This is a genomic window from Serratia sp. D1N4, from assembly GCF_054552755.1.
In genome coordinates, this window is sequence record NZ_CM137274.1 from 15,559 (window position 1) to 30,855 (window position 15,297).

Genomic DNA, 15,297 nt, shown 5'->3' on the forward strand with positions numbered 1-15,297 from the left:
ATGAAGAAAGCGCGGTCATGGATGGTGGCATTATCAGTTCTGTATGGCCCATTTGCTCATGGAGAGGATGCCACGCTGGCGGCTTTGGATTTGGCTGATAGCACCAGGTTCTCGCCCGTTGAGGATAAAAAGCTCAACATGACGGCTGAAGCGGCCACCAGCCTGAATGAGAACGGTGGCAACCAGCAGCGAATCTCGCTCGATCTGCGTTGGGATGCGCCTTTAACGGCGAATCCCTCTCAGGACTGGCGCTTTGTGTTTGCTAACCGGTTTGATAGCCGTTTTTCACCCGGTCTACGCAGTGACAGCAACGTTAACTCGCTGAAAGAAGCCTACCTGACGTATAAAGTGACGCCGCGTTTACTGTTGGATGCTGGGCGCGTCAACACGCGCTATGGTCTGGCATTCGGTTATAACCCTACCGATTTCCTTGGGCAGGGCACGGTGCGCTCCGTTACGTCTGCCGATCCCGAGGCGCTGAGAAATAACCGCTTGGGCAATGCCATGCTGCGTTGGCAGTATCTGTGGGATAAAGCCGCTTTGACGGCGATCTGGTCGCCCAAGCTCAGTGAACATCCGAGCCAGCAAAGTGCCAGCCTGGACTGGGGAGCCAGTAACCCCAGGCAACGCATGCTGCTGGTGGGCAGCTATCAGTGGGCAGAAAACCTGAACCCACAATGGCTGCTGCTGCTGGAGCAAGGCCGCTCACCACAGTTGGGCTTCAACCTTTCACGGGTCCTTTCCCATTCCATGCTGTTCTACACCGAGTGGGCCGGAGGGCGCCAACCTTACATGTGGCAAACCTCCTTGCCCGAGCAACAGCAGGAGAGCCGCTGGCGCAACCGTCTGGCCTACGGTCTGACCTGGAGTGGGGAGAATCGGTTAACGCTGCGTGCTGAGGGCCATTACAACGGTAGTGCTGATAATCAGCGTGCGTTGGATTTCCTTGCCAACCTACCCCCTTATGCTGTGGCACAAGGGGCTACCTCGCTCGGTGAGACCTCGTTGCAAGCACAGAACTGGCTGATGCCCCGTCGTTCCGTGCTGTTCCAGGCATACTGGAAAGATATTGTCGATAATTACGATGTTAATGCGATCTGGCAGCGCGATCTGCAACGGCAGAAGAATATGGGCTTTGCCGAGGTGCGTCGTCATATCGGCCCGGTGGATCTGGCTTTGCAGTGGCAGAAAATCTATCGTCTGGAAGCATCGCAAGTGGAACAGGTGCGCCCAGAACGGCGTTGGCAGCTGTCGTTCAACTATTATTTCTAAACGTGAGCGCAATATCATCATGGCTGGCAGTGTTCAACTGCCAGTGTTTTTTATCTTATTGATTTTAAATTAAATTAATTTGTTTTTTGTTGGTTGTAATATAACTGTCATATTTATTACATTTTTCTGTCACTTAACTGTCCTATTTTCCCTCCTGCAACAATACTTACTCTGATGAAAACAACTCAAAGTTGATTTTTGAATATCCCATTAGGAGGGATTATGAAACTGATGCGTACCACCGTCGCCAGTATTGTGGCAGCGACTTTCTCCCTGGCCTCTGTGTCTGCGTTCGCTGCTGCTAGCCTGACCGGTGCAGGTGCGACATTCCCCGCTCCGGTTTACGCCAAGTGGGCAGATTCTTATCAGAAAGAAACCGGCAACAAAGTTAACTATCAGGGGATCGGCTCCTCTGGCGGCGTGAAGCAGATCATTGCCAACACCGTTGACTTTGGCGCCTCCGATGCACCGTTGTCTGACGATAAACTGGCCGCTGACGGCCTGTTCCAGTTCCCAACCGTGATTGGTGGTGTGGTACTGGCAGTAAACATTCCGGGCATCAAATCCGGTGAACTGACCCTGGATGGCCAAACCTTGGGTGATATCTACCTGGGTAACATCAAAAAATGGAATGACCCAGCGATCGTTAAGCTGAACCCTGGCGTGAAACTGCCGGATCAGAATATCGCGGTGGTTCGTCGTGCTGACGGTTCCGGCACCTCTTTTGTCTTCACCAGCTATCTGGCCAAAGCTAACGCGCAGTGGAAAGAGAAAATTGGCGCAGGCTCAACCGTTAACTGGCCAACCGGTCTGGGCGGCAAAGGTAACGACGGTATTGCCGCGTTCGTACAACGCTTGCCGGGTTCTATCGGTTATGTGGAATACGCTTACGCCAAGCAGAATAACCTGGCTTACACTAAACTGATCTCAGCAGACGGCCAACCGGTCAGCCCAACTGAAGAGAGCTTCAGCGCAGCGGCCAAAGGCGTGGACTGGAGTAAAACTTTTGCTCAGGACCTGACCAACCAGAAAGGCGACAACGTCTGGCCGATCACTTCTACTACCTTCATCCTGGTACACAAAGAGCAGAAGAAGCCCGAACAAGGCGCAGAAGTGCTGAAGTTCTTTGACTGGGCTTACAAAACCGGTGCCAAGCAAGCCAGCGAACTGGATTACGCCACATTGCCACATGAAGTGGTTGAGCAGATCCGCGCCGCCTGGAGAACCAATATTAAAGACAGTTCCGGTAAAGCCTTGTTCTAACTATGCAGGGGGTGCGGAATTTACCGCGCCTCAGCCTGATGTGTCAGGGCTCAGCGTGCTGGGCCCTCCAAGCTTTAAACAGAAGAGTAATCTATGGCTGGGTCTAAGCCGACCATTAAAGCACCAAGTAAAAATGGTGACATCATCTTCGGCGCGCTGGTTAAACTGGCAGCGCTGATTACCCTATTGCTGCTGGGCGGCATTATTGTTTCGCTGATTATCGCCTCCTGGCCAAGCATGCAGAAGTTCGGCTTCGCTTTCCTGTGGACCAAAGAGTGGGATGCCCCGGCTGAACAGTTTGGTGCGCTGGTACCGATCTACGGCACGGTGGTGACTTCGCTGATCGCCTTGATCATCGCCGTACCGGTCAGTTTTGGTATCGCCCTGTTCCTGACCGAGCTGGCACCCAACTGGCTGAAGCGCCCGCTGGGCATCGCCATTGAGCTGCTGGCGGCGATCCCAAGCATTGTTTACGGCATGTGGGGCCTGTTCGTGTTTGCCCCGCTGTTTGCCCAATATTTCCAGACCCCGCTCGGCAACGTGCTCTCCGGTATGCCGATTGTGGGTGAGCTGTTCTCCGGCCCGGCGTTTGGTATTGGGATTTTAGCCGCCGGGGTGATCCTGGCGATTATGATTATTCCCTACATTGCCGCAGTGATGCGCGACGTGTTCGAACAAACCCCGGTGATGATGAAAGAGTCGGCCTACGGCATTGGCTGCACCACTTGGGAAGTGATCTGGCGCATCGTGCTGCCGTTCACCAAAAACGGCGTGATTGGTGGTGTGATGCTCGGTTTAGGGCGTGCGCTGGGGGAAACCATGGCGGTGACCTTTATCATCGGCAACACCTACCAGCTCGACAGCTTCTCGCTGTTTATGCCGGGCAACAGTATAACCTCGGCGCTGGCTAACGAATTCGCGGAAGCGGAATCCGGGCTGCACACTTCTGCGTTGATGCAGTTGGGGCTGATCCTGTTTGTTATCACCTTTATCGTCTTGGCGCTGTCGAAGTTTATGGTGATGCGCCTGGCTAAGAACGAGGGACGCTAACGTGGCAACGATGGATATGCAAAACCCTGCAGCGCTGGCAGAAAGCCGCCGCAAAATGCAGGCCTGGCGCCGCCAGAAGAACCGCCTTGCGCTGTTCCTGTCGATGGCGACCATGGTATTCGGCCTGTTCTGGCTGGTGTGGATCCTGTTCTCCACCGTGACCAAGGGCATCGACGGCATGTCGCTGGCGCTGTTCACTGAAATGACGCCGCCGCCGAATACCGCCGGTGGCGGGCTGGCGAACGCTATCGCCGGTAGCGGCCTGCTGATCCTGTGGGCGACTATTTTCGGTACACCGCTGGGCATTATGGCGGGGATCTACCTGGCAGAGTACGGCCGTAAATCCTGGCTGGCGGAAGTGATCCGCTTTATTAACGACATTCTGCTGTCTGCGCCGTCAATCGTGGTGGGCCTGTTCGTTTACACCGTGGTGGTGGCGAAAATGGAACACTTCTCCGGCTGGGCTGGGATTATTGCGCTGGCATTGTTGCAGATCCCGATCGTGATTCGCACCACCGAGAATATGCTCAAGCTGGTGCCGGATACGCTGCGTGAAGCGGCATACGCCTTGGGCACGCCGAAATGGCGCATGATTTCGGCCATCACCTTGAAGGCCTCGGTTTCCGGCATTATCACCGGCGTGCTGCTGGCGATTGCGCGTATTGCGGGTGAAACCGCTCCGCTGCTGTTTACCTCGCTGTCGAACCAGTTCTGGAGCACGGATTTGATGCAGCCGATCGCCAACCTGCCGGTGACCATTTTCAAATTCGCCATGAGCCCGTTTGCCGAATGGCAACAGCTGGCCTGGGCTGGGGTGCTGTTGATCACCCTGTGCGTACTGTTACTGAATATCCTGGCGCGTGTGATTTTCGCCAAGAAAAAGCATTCATAAAAATTTAAGCGTCAGCCTGGCTGGCGCGGTGAAAAGAGAGAAGTCTTGATGAGCATTGTTGACTCCGCTTCCAGCAGCAAAATTCAGGTACGCGATCTGAACTTTTACTATGGCAAATTCCATGCGCTGAAAAACATCACGTTGGATATTGCCAAGAATAAAGTGACCGCATTTATCGGCCCGTCAGGCTGTGGTAAATCCACGCTGTTGCGTACCTTCAACAAGATGTATCAGCTGTACCCGGAACAGCGGGCTGAAGGCGATATTCTGCTGGATGGGCAAAACATTCTGACCGATAACCAGGACATTGCCCTGCTGCGCGCCAAAGTGGGCATGGTATTCCAGAAACCGACGCCGTTCCCGATGTCGATTTACGACAACATCGCCTTTGGCGTGCGCCTGTTCGAGAAGCTGTCCCGTGCCGATATGGACGAGCGCGTGCAGTGGGCGCTGACCAAAGCGGCGCTGTGGAACGAAACCAAAGACAAGCTGCACCAGAGTGGCTACAGCCTGTCCGGCGGCCAGCAGCAACGTTTGTGCATTGCGCGCGGTATCGCTATTCGCCCGGAAGTGCTGCTGCTGGATGAGCCTTGCTCGGCGCTGGATCCGATCTCCACCGGTAAAATTGAAGAGCTGATCAGCGAACTGAAGTCTGACTACACCGTGGTGATTGTGACCCACAATATGCAGCAGGCGGCGCGCTGTTCTGATTCCACCGCATTTATGTATCTGGGTGAATTGATCGAGTTCAGTGATACTGACACTCTGTTCACTGCGCCGCAGAAAAAACAGACCGAAGATTACATTACTGGCCGCTATGGTTGATGAGGATGCATCATGGATAACCTGAATTTAAACAAACACATCTCCGGCCAGTTCAACGCAGAGCTTGAGCACATCCGCACCCAGGTGTTGACTATGGGCGGGCTGGTGGAACAGCAACTGACCGACGCGATCACCGCGATGCATAATCAGGACGGTGAGTTGGCCAAGCGCGTGATCGAAGGCGATGCCAAGGTCAATATGATGGAAGTGGCGATTGATGAAGCCTGCGTGCGCATCATTGCCAAACGCCAGCCAACCGCCAGCGACCTGCGCCTGGTGATGGCGATCATCAAGACCATTTCCGAACTGGAACGTATCGGTGATGTAGCGGACAAAATCTGCCGCACCGCGCTGGAAAAATTCTCCCACCAGCATCAGCCGCTATTGGTGAGCTTGGAGTCGCTTGGCCGCCACACCGTGCAGATGCTGCACGACGTGCTGGATGCCTTTGCGCGTATGGATCTGGATGAAGCGATCCGCATCTACCGCGAAGATAAAAAAGTTGACCAGGAATATGAAGGCATCGTGCGCCAACTGATGACCTACATGATGGAAGATTCACGCACCATTCCAAGCGTGCTGACCGCGCTGTTCTGCGCCCGCTCTATCGAGCGCATTGGTGATCGCTGCCAGAATATCTGCGAATTTATCTTCTACTTCGTTAAAGGCCAGGATTTCCGCCATTTGGGCGGCGATGCGCTGGAAACGCTGCTGTCTGAAACCAAAGACGAGAAGAAAGCGTAATTTCCCCAATGAGTTACCTATAAAGGCGCTGAATACAGCGCCTTTAGTACATTTGAACGTCATAAAGTTAAAATGGTTATAAATATAGCTTTTAATATTATTTCCTGACCTAAGAGAGGGCTGATAGCTTGTTAGCCAGCACAACATCATCCCCTTAGGAGCCTCTTATGAAACAGCGCGTTCTCGCCTTAACCTTGTTAGCTAGCTTGACCAGCCTTGTTGTGGGGGCTGCCCATGCCGATAAACTCGACGATATTAAAAAAGCCGGTGTGGTACGTATCGCGGTATTCGACAGTAACCCGCCGTTTGGTTACATCGACCCGCAAACGAAAAAGCTGGTGGGCTATGACGTGGATGTAGCGGACGCCATTGGCAAAGCGTTGGGCGTAAAAGTCGAACTGCGCGCCACCAACCCGGCCAACCGTATTCCTCTGCTGGTATCCAAAAAGGTTGATCTGATCGCCGCCAACTTCACCATCACCGATGAGCGTGCTAAAGAAGTGAACTTCAGCGTGCCGTATTTCGCCACTGGCCAGAAATTCATTGCTCACAAAGGCGTGCTGAAAACGCCGGAAGACATCAAGAAACTGCGTATTGGAGCAGATAAAGGCACTGTGCAGGAAATTACCCTGCGCGAGCATTACCCCACCGCTAAAGTGATCTCTTATGACGATACGCCGTTGGCGTTTGTCGCACTGCGTAATGGCAACGTACAGGCGATTACCCAAGATGACGCCAAGCTGGTTGGTCTGCTGGGCAACCTGCCCGCCGCGCAAAAAGCGGATTTCGAAATTTCTCCGTTCAGTATCACCAAAGAGTATCAGGGTGTCGGCATTCCTAAAGGTGAAGAGCGCCTGACCGCTACCATTAACGATACGCTGATCAAGCTGGAACAAGACGGTGAAGCGGTGAAGCTTTACGATCGCTGGTTCGGCCCGGAAACCAATTCTGCCCAACCTCGTGGCAGCTTCAAGATCGGCCCGTTGGATCAACAGCCTAAAGCCTAATCTCCCTTTGCCCTCCCTGCCGGGGAGGGCTGAGGTGAGGAGAAATACCGCAGATGAATTTGCAACAACTCTCAGATTGGCTGCTGGCGCCGCAATATCTGAGCTGGTTATGGCATGGCTTCCTGATGACGCTATGGCTATCGGCCTGCGCCGGGCTGGCAGCGACGCTGCTGGGATTTGCTCTGGCCGCCATGCGGGACAGCAGCGTGCGTGCGTTAAGCTGGCTGGCGGTGTCGTACAGCGCGTTATTTCGTAATACCCCCCTGCTGATACAACTGTTCTTCTGGTATTTTGCCGCTGGGCAAATCCTGCCCTCAGCCGCCATGCAGTGGCTGAATACCCCGCATGCATTGGGATGGATCGAGTGGCCATCGTTTGAGTTTCTGGCAGGTTTTTTTGGCCTGACGCTCTATTCCACCGCCTTTATTGCCGAAGAGATCCGCTCCGGTATTCGTGGCGTTGCCGGTGGGCAAAAGTACGCCGCCAACGCGCTGGGGCTGACCGGCTGGCAATCCATGCGCTATGTGGTGCTGCCGCAGGCGCTGAAAATCGCTTTCCCGCCGTTGCTGGGGCAGTACATGAACGTAATCAAGAATTCGTCGCTGGCCATGGCTATCGGCGTGGCGGAGCTGTCTTACGCTTCGCGTCAGGTAGAAACCGAAACCCTGCGCACCTTCCAGGCGTTTGGCGTGGCAACGGTGTTGTATATCGCCATTATTGCCCTGCTGGAAGGTTGGGGCATGTGGCGTCAACAGCGTAAACCGCTCGGGGGGCACTAAGATGGATTTCACCATTATCCAAGAAAACTTAGGCTACCTGCTGTGGGGCACTTTCCCCGATGGGCCACTGGGCGGCGCAGCGCTGACGTTAGCGATCAGCCTGATGGCCGGGGTGGCTTCTGCAATTCTCGGCACCTTGCTGGGCGTAGCGCTGGCGATGTCGCGCGGTGTGCTGGCTGGGTTATTGGCGGCGGTGTTGGGGTTTTTCCGCGCGATCCCGGTGATTATGCTGATTTTCTGGACTTACTTCCTGCTGCCGATGGTGTTTGGGGTCGATATTCCGGAAATTACCACCGTGGTGTGCGCGCTGGCGCTGATCGCCTCGGCCTATCTGGCCCATGCGGTCAAAGCGGGGATCGTCGCCATCGGTGCCGGGCAGTGGCAGGCAGGGCTTTCCTTGGGGCTGAACCGTTGGCAGGTGTTGCGGATGATCGTCTTGCCGCAGGCGCTGCGCATGATGGTGCCTTCGTTTATCAACCAGTGGATCTCGTTGATTAAAGATACTTCGCTGGCTTATATCGTTGGCGTTGGTGAACTGACTTTCCTGGCCACCCAGGTGAATAACCGCAGCATGGTCTATCCGATGGAGGTATTCCTGTTTGTGGCGCTGGTGTATTTCATCTTCTGCCTGACGCTGGATATCTTGGCAAACGCGTTAAACCAGCGCTTTAGCCCGCAGGCCAAAGCGCTGAAACGCAGTTGGCGCTGGTGGCGCAATCGGCCACCGTTACCGGCCAGTTAATCTCTCTGTAACCTCTCCCGCAACGCAGACGTTAAAATGTAGCACGTTCAGTTCCCTCTCCCTGTTGGCTGTCTCTTATACACAACGTGTTCGTCTCTGTAAGTCAGGTGTAATGGGAATTGCCGTAAAAGATCATAATCCGATGGAACAATAATGGACGGCAATTGCAGGGCCCAAGGCGGGGCCCTGCACCCACGCCTACGCTTAACATGGCCTGCCCGCTGCGCGGGTACCTTCACTACGCCCCCGTTGCCGGACGGGTCGGCTCAATTCACGTCCCTGTTCATATCGCCTCAACCGGCCCTCCATGGCCGGTTGCCCCTGGCAACGGTGTCTTGCTCAGCAGGCCATGATGCGCTTAACGTCAACACCCGAATCTGTGAGTAACGGGCAAGTTTTACAATGGTATTGATAACAGCGTGTCAAACCTATAGCTGGTGAGATGAGCACAGGTGTTGACGCCATTGAAGGCGCCGAACGGAGACACGGCGCATAGGCAAAATCGCCATGGATAATGAGATGGACGCTCCTACCACGGCATCGCAATGTGCCACAATTTGAGTGTCTAATCTCAACAGCAGGAGCGTCCAAATGAAAGTATCTACCCTCGGTATTGACTTGGCAAAAAACGTTTTCCAACTTCATGGTGTTGATCACAATGGCAATACGGTCCTGAAGAAAAAGCTGACTCGCGATAAATTCGTGCCTTTCATCATGCAGTTAGAGCCCTGTCTTATCGGCATGGAGGCCTGTGCTTCCAGTCATCATTTTGCACGGGTACTGGCTCAGTTCGGTCATCAGGTCAAACTGATACCGCCGCAGTACGTCAAGCCTTACGTCAAAACCAACAAGACCGATGCGGCCGATGCCGAAGCCATCTGTGAAGCCGTTACCCGCCCCAACATGCGCTTTGTACAAGTGAAAACCGCCGAGCAGCAGGCCGTATTAACTCTTCACACCGAGCGTGACATCCTCATCCGGGAACGCATCGCCTGTGTGAACAGCTTACGAGCCATGCTGGCCGAGTTTGGCCTGGTGATGCCGACCGGGCAACGGGCTTTTCACCAAGGTGTTCCTGACCTACTGGAGAATGGCGATATCGCGTTGTCCCCGTTTGTCCGCCGCAGTGCGGCGCGTCAGTTTGAACATATCCTGGCGCTCGAAGACCAGGTCACCCTGATTGAGCAAGAGCTCAGTCAGTGGGCGCAGACCCAGCCAGCCTGTCAGCGGGTGATGAAAGTGCCGGGTGTTGGGTTAATGACCTCAACCTATCTGGTGGCGTCGGTCGGTAATGGGCAGCAATTTCACAGCGCGAAGCAATTTGCTGCCTGGCTGGGCCTGACACCGCGTGAACACTCCAGCGGTGGCAAACAACGATTAGGCAATATCAGCAAACGAGGCGACGGTTACTTTCGGTATTTACTGGTACACGGAGCCAGAGCGGTGGCAGCGGTGATTGAACGCCACAAAGAGGAGATGCCGTGGTTATTTACCTTGCTGCAAAAGAAAAACTACAACGTGGCGGTGGTGGCACAGGCGAGTAAAACGGCGCGCATCCTGTGGTCAATGCTGGTGAAGGGCACAGAATATCGACCTGGAGCCGCTCATTGAGACGAGCTCAAAGGGCGGCTCCAGGTCAGCAAAGGTAAAACGCAGTCCGGTAGTTGCACGTGTAATCAAGAAGATGGCGAAACAGGTAAGACCGCAGGTGAGACAGGCCGTAAAGCGCCAGGGCAATATAGCCCGTAGGGATGGTAGGCACTCACCTGGCGGATTTCATCATGGTTCGGGCCACAGAAAGGCCCAGAAAGAAACCGGATATATGGCTGCAATACCTGTTCACTTTATTCAAGAAAAACACTGGCATCATCGGGAGCGTCCATATAGGGCGATTTTAGGCGAGATGAACAGGGATGTGAATCGTAGCCGGCCGTGATGCGCGGTGGCGGAGTGAGGGTAGCCGCGTAGCGGCCGCCTGATAGGGCAAGGGCCGGGGTGCTGGGGGCTGGCTCTTGAGCCCCCAGCTCGGTCGCGTTCACCACATAGCCAAGTGAACAGAACATGCTTAGCGACCGAAACAATGACTCGAACCCCTTGTCTCAATATGTGAACATTACAGCAACTGCCCCAGATTGACGTATTTGGTTTCCATATACTCATCCAGACCCACGTCCGAGCCTTCGCGACCTAAGCCAGATTCTTTCACCCCACCGAAAGGCGCCACTTCGGTGGAAATAATCCCTTCGTTGATGCCAACCATGCCACTTTCCAGCGCTTGACTGACGCGGAAAGCACGCGCCAAATCACGGGTATACAGATAAGCCGCCAGCCCAAACGGTGTGGCATTGGCGCGTGTAATGGCCTCTTGCTCATCGGTGAAGCGGAAACAGGCGGCCAGCGGGCCAAAGGTTTCTTCATGGGCTAACTGCATTTTTTCGTTGGCATCGGCCAGTACGGTGGGCTGGAAGAACGAGCCACCCAGCGCATGGCGCTCGCCGCCGCACATCAGTTTGGCACCTAGCTTCAGCGCGTCCTGCACGTGGGCTGCCACTTTCTCTGCTGCTTTCACATGGATCAACGGCCCCTGCTGTGCCCCTGGTGTCATACCCGGTGCCACTTTTAATGCTTGAGCGGCTTCGGTCAGCTTCTGGACAAAACGATCGTAAATACCGTCCTGAATGTAGAAACGGTTTACGCACACGCAGGTTTGCCCGCTGTTGCGGAATTTTGCCGCCATCGCACCGGCAACGGCAGCGTCGAGATCCGCATCGTCGAACACGATAAACGGCGCATTGCCGCCCAGTTCCAGCGACAGCTTTTTCACCGTATCGGCAGCCTGACGCATCAATAGCTTGCCGATGGGCGTGGAGCCAGTGAAGGACACTTTACGCACTAACGGGCTGGCCATTAAGGTTTCACCGATAGCGACGGTATCACCAGAAACGGCGTTGATGACACCCGCAGGAACGCCAGCCTGCTCCGCCAGCACGATCAGCGCGAAGGCCGAGAGTGGCGTTTCATTCGCCGGTTTAATCACTGCCGTACAACCCGCAGCCAACGCCGGGCCAAGCTTGCGCGTTAGCATCGCCAGCGGGAAGTTCCACGGGGTGATGGCGGCAATGACCCCTACCGGTTGTTTAAACGTGAGGATCTGGTTGCCGTTTTTAGGGGTTGGGATGGTTTTACCGTAGGCGCGTTTGCCTTCTTCGGCAAACCACTCGATAAAACTGGCGGCATAGGCCACTTCGCCGCTCGCTTCGCTCAGCACTTTGCCTTGCTCGGTGACCATCAGCTCCGCCAGCTCTTTTTGATGCTGCATAATCAGCTGGAACCAGCGTTGCAAGATTTCTGCGCGCGCCTTGGCGGTTAGAGCACGCCAGGCCGGGAGTGCAGCGGCCGCAGCGGTAATCGCCGCCGTGGTTTCTGCACTGCCTGCCAGTGCCACATCGGCCACCCTTTCGCCATTGGCCGGATTATCGACCGGATAAGTTTGGGCTGTGGTGTGCCATGCCCCGTTGCAATACCAACCGGTGCGCAACAGTGAAGAATAAGCCGTCATGCAATGTTCCTTTTTTCAACGTTATCCAGCGCGAATAAACCGCGCGCCGGGCGGCTTTCACGCGCAATGCGCTTACCGGCGGTGTAGTCGTTAATCACATCGCACGGGGTGTAATGGCGTTCCAGTTCATAGCGCTCATCTTCGCTAAGTGGCGTGTTCAGTGCCGCCACCGCGCTGTCGATCTGTTGCACTGAGTCAGCGCCCACCAACATGCAATCCACACCAGAGTGGTTGATCACCCAAGCCTGGGCGATTTGCGCCGGAGGAACACCGCGCAGTTGCGCGACATGGCTGACCGCTTGTGCAACGTTAAGCGAAGTTGCATCAGCATACATTTCCTGGGTGAAAAAGTCGGTTTTGTTGCGCACAGAATTGAAATCGCAGCTCAGCAACCCACGCGCCAGCGGGCTGAAGACCGAAACCCCCAGCCCTTGATCGCGGCAGAACGGGATCATTTCACGTTCTTCTTCGCGGTAAGCGCAGTTGAGCTGTAGTTGCATGTTGATCGGTTTGACGTAGCCGTTACGCTCACAGCACCACAGGATCTTGGCCAACTGCCAGGTGTACATGGTGGAAACCCCGACATAACGCGCCTTACCGGAGCGCACGATATCGTTCATGGCGGCCCAGGTTTCTTCGATCGGCGTATTGACGTCGAAATAGTGCAGCATATAGATATCCACGTAGTCGGTGCCCAGGCGGCGCAGGCTGGCGTCGATGCTCTCCATAATGTGCTTGCGTGAATGCCCCTGATTATTGAGGCCAGCGCCGATCGGGTAACCCACTTTGGTGGTCAGCACCAGTTCGTCCCGGTTGGCGATGCGGTTAATCACCCGCCCAACCACTTCTTCCCCTGCGCCGCTGGAGTAAAAGTCGGCCAGATCGATAAAGTTAATCCCGCTCTCCAAAGCGTGGCGGATCAATGGCTCGCTCTGCGCTTCATCAAAAATCCACGGTTTCCACTGTTTGCTGCCCATATTCATGGTGCCCAGGCACAGGCGCGAGACTTTCAGGCCACATTGGCCCAAGTTGATGTATTCCATGGCGCTTTCCTCAGGCTTTTGGCGTATAGAACGGGTTACCCAATTGTGGCAGCGCTTGGGTTAACTGATGGCGCGTCGGTAATTTTTCCATCGCTGCGCGGATCGCCTGAGTACAAGCTTGATAGTTATTGTGATAAACCTCATCGATATCGTTACACCCCGGATTCACCCAGTTGGCGGTGACGATGCACCATTCGTCTTCCGCCTGTGCTGGCAGAATGCCTTCCAGCAACGCCTCGGTCACCGCTTTGGCGATTGCCGCCTGCGATGCGCCCCAGGTGGCGTTACCGTGCAGTTCACCGCTGATTTCCGCTTTGTTGACGTACAGCGTCATCGGTTTGGCGGGTACGTTAGGTTTGATCACCACCATAAACGGGCAATGGCCTTGGCTGGGCGAGGCCAGGCTGGCTGAGAACGCCTGGCCGACCACGCCATTACGCGGACCGATCATGATATTGATATGCGAGGCGTTCACGCCGTTGCCTGCAAAGCCTTCACCGATATACATTTCCACTAAAGGATCTCCTGTTTTTTAAGATGATGTTATTTAGCCACGGTGGCCAATGTGTTCTCTGCCTGAGGCGGCGTACCTTGCGCGGCATCCACCAGCGTCAGGCCCTTGGTTTCTGGAGCCCAGGCAATGGAAACAATCGCGCCGATAATCAGAATCAACGCCAGAATGGCGGTGGTCGTTGGCATGCCGTAATGCACGATCGCCAGCGGCAGCAGACCGGTGCCGATGGCGGAACCCAAGCGGCTCATCGAGGTGGCAAAGCCCACACCCATGGAACGCACTTCGGTAGGGAAACTTTCGGCTGGGAAGACCCCCACCAGATTGCTGACCGCCGACATCACCAGCGTAAAGGCGGCAAAGAACGCGATCAGCCAGGCGGTTTGGTTGGCAGGAATAATGCTCAGCATCACCAGGCAAGCGGCGAGGAAAATGAAAGAGCCGATCAGGAACCCGCGACGCGAGCAGATCACCGTCAGCCCAATCCCCAGCAGTGCCCCGACGATCAGCAGGCCGTTAAGCAGCAGATCGGTAGAGAAGTTATTGTCCAACCCCATCACGCTGAGAATGGAAGGCAGGAAGGTGTAGATCGCGAAGTACGGGATCACCAGGCAGACGAAGAACAGGCTGTTGAAAGCAGTGCGTCGGCGGTATTTGGCACCGAACAGCGACAGAAAACGCTGCTTGGATATCACCGGCGCCTCGTCAATCAGCAGTACGTTCGGCCCGAAGTATTTATGGACGATCGCCATCGCCTGTTCGCGCTGGCCCTTGCCCATCAACCAGCGGGGGGATTCCGGCGTGCCGATGCGCATCAGCAGAATGGCGAGGGCTGGTAGCGCCGAAGAGGAGAGCAGCCAGCGCCAGGCATCGGGTCCCAATGCCGTCAGGAAATGCCCGGCGAAACCGGCGGCGACATAGCCAAAGGTCCAGATCACGCTGAACGATCCGAGCAGCACGCCACGGTGTTTGCGCGGTGAGAACTCGGCCAGCATGGTGTGCCCTACCGAGAAATCGCCGCCCAACCCAATGCCCACCATCACCCGTAGCAGAAACAATTGCTCCGGCGTCGTGGCGAAAAACTGCAGGGCAGAGGCAATAGTGATCACCACAAAGCTGAAACTGAATATTTTCTGGCGGCCTATGTAGTCGGAAATCCAGCCGAGCACCAGGCTACCGATAAATAGCCCAATCAGCGCCGAACTGCCGAGCATCCCTTCCCAGAAGGGTGTAAGACCCATTTGTGGTTTGATTTGTGCCAGAGCAAAGCCGATAACGCCCAGTACATAGCCATCGGTGAAGTGGGCACCGAAGGTTAGACCTGCGATCTTGATATGAAAACGGTTTAACGGCACGTCATCCATACGGATGTGTTGTTGTGTTAGATGCTGCATTGACCTGTCCTCCTGTTGGAGCGGTGTTTGTTGGTGTATTGTTGGTTTTTTGTTTTTATCGCGTTAACAATGTGGCAGCGCAGGGAACGGTAGGCGAGTGCGTTTTAGTCATACCCCTCAGCGGAAAATGCATGTGATCTGCCTCTGGTTTTAGGGAGATAAATGCTGCGGGGAGGCATGAAATCCACCAGATTGGCAACATGTCGTTAACAACCT

Annotated in this window: 14 protein-coding genes; 10 read left to right on the top strand and 4 right to left on the bottom strand. The window is 55.1% G+C overall.

Annotated features, from left to right (window positions below; genetic code table 11):
- The 10 genes from ACX1CU_RS00080 (at position 1) to ACX1CU_RS00125 (ending at position 10,185) form a co-directional block, all read left to right on the top strand.
- Positions 1 to 1,272: a hypothetical protein gene (locus ACX1CU_RS00080; protein ID WP_459400653.1), complete on the top strand. Its 1,272-nt coding sequence runs from the start codon at positions 1 to 3 to the stop codon at positions 1,270 to 1,272.
- 222 nt (positions 1,273 to 1,494) lie between these two features.
- Positions 1,495 to 2,535 carry a phosphate ABC transporter substrate-binding protein PstS gene (gene pstS / locus ACX1CU_RS00085; RefSeq protein WP_459400654.1) on the top strand — a complete coding sequence of 347 codons (1,041 nt, stop codon included), beginning with the start codon at positions 1,495 to 1,497 and terminating at the stop codon, positions 2,533 to 2,535.
- A 93-nt stretch (positions 2,536 to 2,628) separates the two neighbouring features.
- Positions 2,629 to 3,585, top strand: a complete 957-nt coding sequence (pstC, locus tag ACX1CU_RS00090; protein ID WP_459400655.1) for a phosphate ABC transporter permease PstC — start codon at positions 2,629 to 2,631, stop codon at positions 3,583 to 3,585.
- Between the two features lies 1 nt (position 3,586).
- The gene (pstA, locus tag ACX1CU_RS00095) at positions 3,587 to 4,477 is read left to right on the top strand and encodes a phosphate ABC transporter permease PstA (RefSeq protein WP_459400656.1); all 891 of its coding nucleotides are present in this window, start codon (positions 3,587 to 3,589) and stop codon (positions 4,475 to 4,477) included.
- Between the two features lie 48 nt (positions 4,478 to 4,525).
- Positions 4,526 to 5,302 (top strand): phosphate ABC transporter ATP-binding protein PstB, encoded by a 777-nt coding sequence (gene pstB, locus ACX1CU_RS00100; protein WP_459400657.1) that lies wholly within the window; start codon positions 4,526 to 4,528, stop codon positions 5,300 to 5,302.
- Positions 5,303 to 5,314: 12 nt separating this feature from the next.
- Positions 5,315 to 6,046: a phosphate signaling complex protein PhoU gene (gene phoU / locus ACX1CU_RS00105; protein ID WP_459400658.1), complete on the top strand. Its 732-nt coding sequence runs from the start codon at positions 5,315 to 5,317 to the stop codon at positions 6,044 to 6,046.
- Positions 6,047 to 6,213: 167 nt separating this feature from the next.
- The gene (locus ACX1CU_RS00110; protein WP_459400659.1) at positions 6,214 to 7,053 is read left to right on the top strand and encodes an ABC transporter substrate-binding protein; all 840 of its coding nucleotides are present in this window, start codon (positions 6,214 to 6,216) and stop codon (positions 7,051 to 7,053) included.
- Between the two features lie 53 nt (positions 7,054 to 7,106).
- The gene (locus ACX1CU_RS00115) at positions 7,107 to 7,832 is read left to right on the top strand and encodes an amino acid ABC transporter permease (protein WP_459400660.1); all 726 of its coding nucleotides are present in this window, start codon (positions 7,107 to 7,109) and stop codon (positions 7,830 to 7,832) included.
- A 1-nt stretch (position 7,833) separates the two neighbouring features.
- Entirely contained in the window at positions 7,834 to 8,574 is a 741-nt protein-coding gene (locus ACX1CU_RS00120; protein ID WP_459400661.1) for an amino acid ABC transporter permease, read from the top strand.
- Between the two features lie 591 nt (positions 8,575 to 9,165).
- Positions 9,166 to 10,185, top strand: a complete 1,020-nt coding sequence (locus ACX1CU_RS00125) for an IS110 family RNA-guided transposase (RefSeq protein ID WP_459400662.1) — start codon at positions 9,166 to 9,168, stop codon at positions 10,183 to 10,185.
- A gap of 502 nt (positions 10,186 to 10,687) precedes the next feature.
- Here the strand turns inward: ACX1CU_RS00125 and ACX1CU_RS00130 are convergent.
- Genes ACX1CU_RS00130 through ACX1CU_RS00145 form a run of 4 tightly spaced genes read right to left on the bottom strand, consistent with a single transcriptional unit; the run spans position 10,688 to position 15,081 of the window.
- Complete coding sequence (locus tag ACX1CU_RS00130; protein WP_459400663.1) at positions 10,688 to 12,133, bottom strand: NAD-dependent succinate-semialdehyde dehydrogenase; 1,446 nt, start codon at positions 12,131 to 12,133, stop codon at positions 10,688 to 10,690.
- Positions 12,130 to 13,176, bottom strand: coding sequence for an aldo/keto reductase (locus tag ACX1CU_RS00135; protein ID WP_459400664.1), 1,047 nt, complete (start codon positions 13,174 to 13,176; stop codon positions 12,130 to 12,132). Before ACX1CU_RS00135 ends, ACX1CU_RS00130 begins: the two co-directional genes overlap by 4 nt.
- A 10-nt stretch (positions 13,177 to 13,186) precedes the next feature.
- A complete protein-coding gene (gene fae, locus ACX1CU_RS00140; RefSeq protein ID WP_459400665.1) occupies positions 13,187 to 13,690 on the bottom strand; it encodes a formaldehyde-activating enzyme in 504 nt (167 codons plus the stop codon).
- Between the two features lie 29 nt (positions 13,691 to 13,719).
- Positions 13,720 to 15,081 carry an MFS transporter gene (locus tag ACX1CU_RS00145; protein WP_459400666.1) on the bottom strand — a complete coding sequence of 454 codons (1,362 nt, stop codon included), beginning with the start codon at positions 15,079 to 15,081 and terminating at the stop codon, positions 13,720 to 13,722.
- Positions 15,082 to 15,297 lie beyond the last annotated feature (216 nt).

What these genes read in the sequence shown, in the direction of transcription:
- ACX1CU_RS00120 (WP_459400661.1), top strand. Translation starts at nt 7,834, where the DNA reads ATGGATTTCACCATTATCCAAGAAAACTTAGGCTACCTGCTGTGGGGC.
- pstC (WP_459400655.1), top strand. Translation starts at nt 2,629, where the DNA reads ATGGCTGGGTCTAAGCCGACCATTAAAGCACCAAGTAAAAATGGTGAC.
- ACX1CU_RS00130 (WP_459400663.1), bottom strand. Translation starts at nt 12,133, where the DNA reads ATGACGGCTTATTCTTCACTGTTGCGCACCGGTTGGTATTGCAACGGG.
- ACX1CU_RS00080 (WP_459400653.1), top strand. Translation starts at nt 1, where the DNA reads ATGAAGAAAGCGCGGTCATGGATGGTGGCATTATCAGTTCTGTATGGC.
- ACX1CU_RS00110 (WP_459400659.1), top strand. Translation starts at nt 6,214, where the DNA reads ATGAAACAGCGCGTTCTCGCCTTAACCTTGTTAGCTAGCTTGACCAGC.
- pstB (WP_459400657.1), top strand. Translation starts at nt 4,526, where the DNA reads ATGAGCATTGTTGACTCCGCTTCCAGCAGCAAAATTCAGGTACGCGAT.
- ACX1CU_RS00145 (WP_459400666.1), bottom strand. Translation starts at nt 15,081, where the DNA reads ATGCAGCATCTAACACAACAACACATCCGTATGGATGACGTGCCGTTA.
- phoU (WP_459400658.1), top strand. Translation starts at nt 5,315, where the DNA reads ATGGATAACCTGAATTTAAACAAACACATCTCCGGCCAGTTCAACGCA.
- ACX1CU_RS00135 (WP_459400664.1), bottom strand. Translation starts at nt 13,176, where the DNA reads ATGGAATACATCAACTTGGGCCAATGTGGCCTGAAAGTCTCGCGCCTG.
- pstS (WP_459400654.1), top strand. Translation starts at nt 1,495, where the DNA reads ATGAAACTGATGCGTACCACCGTCGCCAGTATTGTGGCAGCGACTTTC.
- ACX1CU_RS00125 (WP_459400662.1), top strand. Translation starts at nt 9,166, where the DNA reads ATGAAAGTATCTACCCTCGGTATTGACTTGGCAAAAAACGTTTTCCAA.
- ACX1CU_RS00115 (WP_459400660.1), top strand. Translation starts at nt 7,107, where the DNA reads ATGAATTTGCAACAACTCTCAGATTGGCTGCTGGCGCCGCAATATCTG.